Origin of the sequence: Bradyrhizobium sp. (assembly GCF_019242285.1) — a bacterium.
Taxonomy (GTDB): domain Bacteria; phylum Pseudomonadota; class Alphaproteobacteria; order Rhizobiales; family Xanthobacteraceae; genus Bradyrhizobium.
Window position 1 is genome coordinate 1 of record NZ_JAFAVV010000696.1, and the last position, 8,836, is coordinate 8,836.

4 protein-coding genes and 1 pseudogene are annotated in these 8,836 nt (G+C 60.1%); 3 read left to right on the forward strand and 2 right to left on the reverse strand.

The features are described 5' to 3' along the window. The 3 genes and pseudogenes from JOY90_RS28010 to JOY90_RS28015 all read left to right on the forward strand — a co-directional run. Positions 1-555, forward strand: a pseudogene (locus tag JOY90_RS28010) (hypothetical protein); the annotation flags it as partial. A 981-nt stretch (positions 556-1,536) separates the two neighbouring features. Next, positions 1,537-1,929 carry an HWE histidine kinase domain-containing protein gene (locus JOY90_RS40205; protein WP_367277002.1) on the forward strand — a complete coding sequence of 131 codons (393 nt, stop codon included), beginning with the start codon at positions 1,537-1,539 and terminating at the stop codon, positions 1,927-1,929. Positions 1,930-2,155: 226 nt separating this feature from the next. Then, positions 2,156-2,512, forward strand: a complete 357-nt coding sequence (locus tag JOY90_RS28015; RefSeq protein ID WP_291694341.1) for a response regulator — start codon at positions 2,156-2,158, stop codon at positions 2,510-2,512. Positions 2,513-2,578: 66 nt separating this feature from the next. Here the strand turns inward: JOY90_RS28015 and JOY90_RS28020 are convergent, their stop codons facing one another. Together JOY90_RS28020 and JOY90_RS28025 are read right to left on the reverse strand one after the other, a co-directional pair. Then, positions 2,579-7,027, reverse strand: coding sequence for an ATP-binding protein (locus JOY90_RS28020; protein ID WP_291694342.1), 4,449 nt, complete (start codon positions 7,025-7,027; stop codon positions 2,579-2,581). Positions 7,028-8,110: 1,083 nt separating this feature from the next. Next, positions 8,111-8,836, reverse strand: a 726-nt coding sequence (locus tag JOY90_RS28025) for an MFS transporter (RefSeq protein ID WP_291694343.1), incomplete at its 5' end; no start/stop codon positions are given.

Consider the following 8,836-nt stretch of genomic DNA (forward strand, 5'->3'; position numbering starts at 1 on the left):
GCGGCGGTTCATGGGCTGACGGGCATCCTGAACGGCGATACCGGCGCTGCGCTGGCCGCGGACAAGGCGCAGATCGCAGCCGCAGGCCAGGGCTTCGCCGCCGACGCCATGGACGTGTCGGGCAACAACATCCCCGTGGGCGGCGGCACCTATGTCGGCACCGCGACGACGGTCTCGACTGCAACATCGGTCCACGGCGTTGCGCATGGCACCATCCCAGTGACCGCCACTCCGAATATCGCCAACGGAACGGGCGGCACTCAGGCGACCCCCCCAGCCGGCTCTCCTCCAGCCGGCTCGCCGCCGGCAGGCTCGCCTCCGGCAGGCTCGCCTCCGCCGGCCGGTTCGCCCCCGACCGACGGTGGTACGCCTCCATCGAGCGGCGATCACGGCGGTCACAGTCTCGGGGCCGACCTAGTTTCGCTCCTCCAAGCACTGCAAAGCGGCGACTCGGCTGGAGCCAACACCGCTCTCACCGCATTGGGGAACGATATCCACAACAGCGGAAACGCGTTTACGTCCACACTCCAACATCTCGAGCACATGTGGCATTGATCGGCAGAGCTATCAGCTCCATGCTATCGTATAACGGGAAATCACCAGCGCAGGTTAACGACTTCTGCGCTGGTTTTATGCGATCCGCTGCCCTCCCGTCCATATTGCAGCCGACCGAGAGGCGAGACGCGATTTAGAGTTGTGGAAGGCGGCTGACGCATCAGATTTTCTAATCTCGGCCTATGCCGCACCGAATGCTGCTGATGCCAAGGCCGCTTGAGTTGAGAGTGCCTGATGATTTGAGTCGGCGAAAATTGCGCATCGTCGCCAAAGTGGCCCCGCGGATCTTCTGACGAATGTCACCCGCTCACGCTCTGAGCGGTACGTTTTTTTTGGTTACCGGCCGCCCAAGTAGCAAGTGAATGCTATCGCAGGCTTACGACCACCTACACCCACCCAAACGGCTGTGAGGATCCTCGCAACAAGAAGATAGACCGCGGTCGCATTGCACATTTGATCGTCGACGAATTCTGCTCTGCGGCATAAAATAAGCCGGCTAAAACGGCTAGAGGAAACATCAAAGCTGAAGCGCCGAAGAAAAATCCCCGCCCGTCTGGGGAAAACGGGCGGGGCAAGAATTCGCTTAGGTGGCGACTACACGCCAACATCGCAAATGTAGACCGACCACACACAATGGCAAGGCTAAAATTTAGGAAAATCCTGACCAGAAGATTACAGCGCCGCCTGCAAACGCGGCCTGCTTGCGTTCTCCACGATCTGAGCAACCCTATGCGCGTCGGCGCCGCCGGCTCCGGTCGCCCGCGATCTTCGGCCGTCCCTATCGGCTCATGCAGCCGGTGCCGCTTCCAGGGAATCGAACCCTCGCATTCAGCTTGAAAGTCTTCGAATTGCGCTGACTGGATTGAAATGCGCCCGCTCGAAGGGCGAGGCTTACTAGCAGATACCCATTCGCCGCGCGTAGCTTGGATTGACGCCTATCTTCTTCCGGAAGACCAGCAAGAAATCTGGCCGCTATCGCTCATGCGATCGACACCAAGTCGCCATTCCAGGTGGAACATCGCGTACGCCGGGCTGACGGGTCGGTCGGCTGGACGGTCTCTCGCGGTGCCGTTGCTGGACCCGCGCGGCGCGGCCACCGGCTGGTTTGGCGCGGCAAGCGATGTAACCAAACGAAGACAGGTAGAAGAGCATCTGCGCCTAGCCGTCCATGAGCTTAATCACCGGGTGAAGAATACGCTTGCGATGATCCAGGCCATGGCAGCCCACTTTCCGCGACCTGGATCCGGAGGGCCGGGCCCAGCAAGCCTTCGCCGAGCGCTTGGGCGCCCTGGCTCGGCCAACGATCTTCTTACCGGCGAGCGTGGTGTGGGCGTCTCGCTTGAACATGTACTTTGGCAAGCAGGGTGTCCGTGACCTGGACTGTTCAGGCGGTTGACTCTGAGGAGCAAAGATTGAACTTCCTATGGAAGGAGTCCTCCAGCCCTCGCGTTCCGCGCCGGCTCGTCGCGGCTTTGGCTCCCGACTGATCGAGCGCGGCCTTGCCACGGAAATGGGCGGCAAAGTTCGTTTGGACTTCCGACCGGAAGGACTTTTCTGTGAAATAGACGCTCCGTTAGGACTGGATGAGGTCGACTGAACGATGGGAAAATCACTCCGCGTGATTGTCATCGAGGATGAAATGACGATCGCCCTCTTGATCGAGGATATGCTGATCGAACTTGGACACGAAGTCGTGGGCACGGCGATGCGGTTATCGCAAGCCCTGGAGCTGGCGCGCACGGCCGCCGCGGACTATGCCATATTGGACGTGAATCTCGATGGCCGGATGTCATATCCGGTCGCCGACATCCTGTCCGACCGCGGCGTGCCATTCGCATTTGCAAGCGGGTACGGTCCTACGGGACTCGATGCAAGGTTTGTCGATTGCCCCGTGCTGACGAAGCCCTTCAATTCTGCAAACCTCGCTGAGGTGCTGAAACTGATTGCCGCCAACTAACGCGTCTGGCGCAGCCAAACCGGTCGTTTCTCCGTGGATTGTGAACCCGAAAACCGTAAGAAACTTTTATCGCTGATCGAGCAAGTCCCTGACCCTCGCGGCAAGTTGCTCGAACGTGAACGGCTTGGATAAAAGTTCGACACCGGGATCGACGCGTCCATGATGTACTATGGCATTTCTCGAATAGCCGGTGGTAAACAAAACTTTCAAGCCCGGGCGAATGCGGCGCGCTTCATTGGCCAGCACTTTACCGCTTCGGCCAGGCAGCACGACGTCCGTGAACAAAAGATCGATGCGCTGGGCTCCTTCGAGCATCACGATTGCGCCATCGGCGGCATCGGCCTCCAAGACCTGATAGCCCATTTCCGTTAGAATCATAACGCTATAGGCCCGGACGTCATCGTTGTCCTCCACCACGAGTATCACTTCGCCCGCGCTAGCGCTTGGTGCTTCGGGCTCTGAGGTTTCCTCGATCGGCCCGCTCCCGTGATGGCGCGGAAAATAAAGCTTGACCGTGGTGCCCTCGCCTACTTCGCTATAAAGGGTTACGTGCCCGCCAGATTGCTTCACGAAACCATAGACCATGCTGAGACCCAAGCCGGTGCCACGGCCCACCTCCTTGGTGGTGTAAAAGGGTTCGAAGACTCGGTCCATCACGTCTTTGGCGATTCCCAACCCGGTATCGCTTACAGCAATCACCACATATTGACCTGGCACCACTTCGGCTTGCGTCTCGACGTATCGGTCATCGAGAAATGTGTTGGCAGTCTCGATGGTAAGCTTTCCACCATCAGGCATGGCATCGCGGGCGTTCACAGCAAGATTGATTATGGCGCTCTCGAGCTGGTTGGCGTCGGCTTCGATTGTCCACAGCCTCGGCGCGAGGACGCCTTCGAGCTCGATCTGTTCACCAAGGGTCCGGTGAAGAAGCTCGGTCATATCGCGGACGAGACCGTTGAGGTCCAAAGGCTTCGGCGCGAGCGGCTGACGACGGGAAAAGGCCAACAGCCGGCCGGTGAGATTGGCCGCGCGTTGCGCCCCTTGCAATGCCATATCAGCGGAGCGCTTGATTCGGACGTGGTCCTCTGGTTTCGCCCGGCGAATGGTATCCAAGCCGCCGACGATGATGGTCAAGAGATTGTTGAAATCATGGGCGATGCCGCCGGTGAGCTGACCTACCGCCTCCATCTTCTGAGCCTGGCGCAAGGCATCTTCCGCTTTCGTGCGCTGGGCGACCTCTTGCAGCACGCGCTGCTCGAGTTGCGCATTCAAGGACTCAAGCTGCTCCCGGGCGCGCGCGCGTTCCTGGAAGAGGCGCGCATTGTCCATGGCGACCGCCGCCTGCGCCGCGAGGCCTACCACCCCCTCTTCAGCGAGTTTCGAGAACATGGCCGGTTTCGAATGACCAAAAAAAAGACCTCCGATAACGTCGTTCGTGCGCGAGCGAACCGGAACCGCAAGATAGCTGCAGACGGGAAGATGTCCCTTCGGCATGCCATGATGGGGGGCGGAGTGCCCATAGCGTGGGTCTTTGGTGATATCGTCGGACCGAACGACGGCAGTGCCGTCGAAGGTGGGACCGAACACAGCGGTGTTTCGCGGCATCGGGAATTTTTCGAACGCCGATCGGGGAACGCCCGACAAGGTGTACAAAAGATAGCTTTCCCCGGCCTCGCTCAGCACGTTGTAGAAAAATGCGCCGAACTCGGCGCCGGCGAGTGCCACGCCAGCGTCGGTGACGGTTTGGACCACCCTTTCGAGATCAAGATCACCCGCGACCGCGGCGGCCGCGGAATTGAGATTTTGAAGAACTTCCGCCTGCGCCTTTAAGGCCAATTCGGCTTCCTTCCGCTCATCGATGTCCAGCACCGAGCCGATGAAGCCGAGCAAACGGCCATCTTCCGAGAAGCGCGGTACCGTGACATTGAGAACCCAGCGGTAGCAACCGTCATGCCTTCGTAGACGATATTCGACGCGGCTCGGCCCCTGCGCCGACTGCAAGCCAGTGAAAACTGCCTGCGTCGCATCTTTGTCGTCGCCATGAACGGCTTCGAGCCAGCCGTGTCCAAGCGAGTCGGTCTCACCGGTACCGGTGAATTGTTGCCACAACCGGTTCAGGTAGATGATCGACGACGTCTCGTCCGCCACCCACATCATGACGGGTGCGTTATCGGCCATACTGCGGAAGCGTGCTTCGCTTTCGCGCACCGCCGCACTCAATTCACGCCGGATCTGCGCCATGTGAATGTTCGCATTGACTCGCGCCAGCAACTCTCGAGCGGCGAAGGGCTTAGCCAGATAATCGTCGGCTCCGGCCTCCAAACCTTCGACCTGCGCTTCGCTGCCCGCTCGGGCAGAGAGCAACAAGACAGGCAAATCGGTAAGTGCCCGATCGCCTCTCAGCCCGCGAAGAAGCCCGAAACCATCCAGCTTCGGCATCATGATGTCGCTCAGCACCAGATCCGGGCGGGCTTGTCGCACGGCCAGCAATGCCGCCTCGCCGTCGGCCGCCGTCCTGACTGAATAACCTTCGGATTCAAGCAGACGCTGCAGGTAGCTCCGCATGTCCGCATTGTCGTCTGCGACCACGATGCTCTTTCCGCGCCGGATCGCTCGACCGGCCTCACCGCTCGATGCTTCAGCCAAGACATCGTCCGGAAGCGGCAACCGAACCGGTTCGGGCAACCAGCGCATCGCTTCATCGGCGAATTCTCTCGCGCGCATGACGGCCGCCGAAGCGCCATCGGACGAGACATCCAACAGGTCCGACGGCAAGTGGGCGCTGCCGAAGGGAATATCGATCTGGAAAGTCGTACCCCGACCCGGATCACTCGTTACGGCAATCGTGCCTCCGTGAAGCTTGACAAGATCCTGCACCAGGGCCAGCCCGATACCGGAACCTTCATAGCTCCTCCCTTGCGCGCCTTCCACCCGATGAAAGCGCTCGAACAGTTTCGGGAGCTCGTCCGCCGGAATGCCGATGCCACTGTCTCGCACCCGTATTTCCGCGCCGCGTCCATCCGCGCTGCCTCGGACCGTCACCTCGATGGCGCCATCGAAAGTAAACTTGAAAGCGTTGGAAAGAAGATTGAGCAAAATCTTTTCCCACATCTCACGGTCGACATAGACCACCTGCGCGAGTGGAGAACAATCGAGCCGCAACTCCAACCCGGCCTTTTCGACGGCAGAGCGGAAACTGGAGGCGATATCGGCGCTGAATGCCGCGAGGTCGGTCGCCTGATAGCGGGCGTTGACCCGGCCCGCTTCGATGCGCGAAAAGTCCAGCAGACTATTGACCAGACGAAGTAGCCTTCCCGCGTTCCGCTGGGCAAGCTCGAGCTGCGCGCGGACCGGCGCCGACACGTCGCGAGCCGCCAGCGCTTCTTCGAGCGGCCCCAACATCAGGGTCAATGGAGTGCGAAACTCGTGACTGACGTTTGAGAAAAACGCGGTCTTGACGCGGTCGATTTCGGCCAGCGCCTCGGCGCGCTTTCGTTCCTGCTCGTAGGCACGGACGTTGACGAGTGCAGTCGCCATGTGCGCCGCGGCGCGCTCGACGAAGGCGCGATAGTCGTCATCCAGCGCTCGTCGCGGACTTACTCCGGCAATAAGGATGCCTGAAACGAGCCGATCGCCCATCGGAGCGGCTATGGGCAAGACAAGGGCGCGCTCAGTGGCCTCCGGCCAAGGGCCACCCGGCAACGGGCTTGGAAAGCGCGTGGAGAGATCGTTCACGATTTCGGTATGGTTGGCGCAAGCCACCGACAAAGGCCAGGCCGCACCGGCGACGTCCATACGGGAGGGACTGGCAGGGCCATCGGCCGGCAGACCGGCGAGTCCTACCCGCTCGGCGTGCTCGCCGGCTTCATCGAGCCGATAGAGCAGTGCGAAGGGCACATCGGCCGATTTTGCGGCAAACATCTCGACCGCAACGTTGAAGACTTCTGCTTCCGAACGCGCCAGAGACAGACGCTCGGCAAGTTCCCGAAGCGTGCGCTCGCGGCGCTCGCCGATCACGCGAAAGGTGGTCTCCACCACCGCGTTGAAAATGCCTTCGACGCGCCCGTGCTCGCCACGGATCGGACTGAACGTGAAATTGAAATAGCACTCTTCGGTGTAGCCATAGCGGCGCATGGGCAGGAGTTGGTCCTCCTGCCAAACGCCTTCGCCAGTAGTCTGCACCTTCTCGTATAGCGGCCCGATCTCGTTCCATATCTCAGGCCACACATCCCGTCCCGGCCGACCGAGGGCCCATGGATGCTTTTCGCCCGGAATAGGGCTCCAGGCATCGTTGTAGAGGAGCGCAAGTTCCCTGCCCCAGTAGATCGCAATCGGGAAATTGGTGCCGAGACAGATGCTAACCGCCGCGCGCAAACTTTGTGGCCACTGAGAGACCGAACCCAATGGCGTGGAGGACCAGTTGTGCTCTCTCATCAGGCGGCCCATGGTTCCTCCGCCCCACAGAAACTCGGGCGCAGAAGCCATTGCGAGCACGTCCTGATGAATGGGTTCCATGATAGCCGCTCTGTCTCTGGTCGTCGGCCGTTTTTGCTTTATCTTTCAAATATTTGCAAGCAGCTCGTTTACGGTCAGCCGCAAGGCATGACGGAGCTTAGAGGGAGTTCGAGGGCACCTAGATTGTGGCCTACCTGCTTGCTGTAACTGCTAAGCCGCTGAAGGCTGACCAAGCGCGTTTGACCAGATCGCATCACGCCCATTCTCACCGAGGTATGACAGCGCCATTTCCAACTTGTTGGAGTCGGCCATCGCCGACGGCGGGGTCGTCTGGCGCTTCGAAAATCGGCGGCCCCGTACTGGCGACGAGCACCGCGATACGCTTACGAGTCTTTGCATCCGAATCTAATGCTCGGAAAATGCTTTCCAAGGATCGCGCACAAGCAAGCTGATATGGCTTGAATAGATCCGGCCTCCCCGCACGTGAGTCATCGCTCAACCCTTATGGAGCCGCTGGCGACAACGCCAGCGGCGTCAGCAGTAAGGCCGGTGGCATCACGAAGAAGCCGAGTCGCAGGAAGGGAGCGCGCCGACATTCTCTCCCTCCCGAAGCAGCGCAATCAACCAGGATCGTCGCCAGCGAGCCCGTGACCGAGAGATTAGGGCCGAGGTCGATGCCGATAGGATTGAACTGGTGATAGGCTGTGGGATTTGCGCGGCGTGCATCGTCGTCGCCGCGATCAGTCCATCGGCAGGTTGTTGAGGAAGCTTCTTTTCGTTCCGCCTCGGAATAACTGATTTAGGACTCGCTTTTCTGGACAAGATACATGACGATTTCAGTTGTCACAGCATTCGCCCCTAACGGGGATGAGAACGCAGTTGCGCTCCCGCCTTCCTCGGAATGGAAAGGAGCAACTTCATGAAAAGGCGGCGCCGCTCCAAGCAAGCCTTATCCCTCAAAGACTGGCTTTGTATCTTCGCAAGGGATGCTCGCGAAGCGGCTGCCAAACTTCGGCCAGGTATCGCGCGCGACGATTTGCTGCGCAAAGCGCGACAAGCCGAAACCGCCTCGCGAATCTGAAACCGAGAATGCATCCGATCAGACTACGCAATCGTACAGTTCATCCCTCGGCGACGGCAATTTCACCACTCGCGCCCACCGTCCAATATGGCTCTCGAGAAGGATTGATCAGCCGAGATGAAGAACTCCTCTCCCAAATGCGCCCGCCCCGCGCCTGCCTGGCGAAATGAACCGAACCGTCTGACCAGGATTTGGCGCCTCGGCAACACAATCCATGCCAAAGCCAGCACTTGCAACGCAATCGCCATACCAAAGGCCTTCTGGTAGGCATCCGCCGGATAGTGCCCGCCTGGATGCGGCCACTGCTCCAGAACCAGCCCGATGCCGTACTGAACCAGGAATGCCCCTGCGAAATGCAGCATGTTCAGGGCACCGTTGGCTCGGCCTGCGAGTTCTGGCGGAAAGTATTCGGCAGTGATCGCAAAGCTGAGAACGACGCCCGCCCCGACCAACGCAACGACGGACCATGGCAGAATTGCCGGCACCGGCACCCGAAGGACCAACATGGACTCGGCCGCGACCAGTGCCAGCCCGACGACCGCCAGCATCTGCTCAGTCCGAATGCCCTTTCGGCGGAGGCGATCGGCAACGATGCCCAGGAGCCAAGCGCCCATGCTAAGGGACATTGCCATCACAAAAAGATCGGTGATGATTCCCGCCCTGTCCAACCCGGCGACGTCAGCCATCCAGGGCGAAGCCCATAACCCCTGCAGTGCCCAAGCCGATCCGACGCAAGTGGCGGATAAGGGAGCGATCTTCCAGAAGCGCGGATCGGTATAGATCGTTCT

Bases quoted from the DNA above. Each gene is read 5' to 3' on its own strand.
- JOY90_RS28020 (WP_291694342.1), bottom strand. From the start codon at position 7,027: ATGGAACCCATTCATCAGGACGTGCTCGCAATGGCTTCTGCGCCCGAG.
- JOY90_RS28015 (WP_291694341.1), top strand. From the start codon at position 2,156: ATGGGAAAATCACTCCGCGTGATTGTCATCGAGGATGAAATGACGATC.
- JOY90_RS40205 (WP_367277002.1), top strand. From the start codon at position 1,537: ATGCGATCGACACCAAGTCGCCATTCCAGGTGGAACATCGCGTACGCC.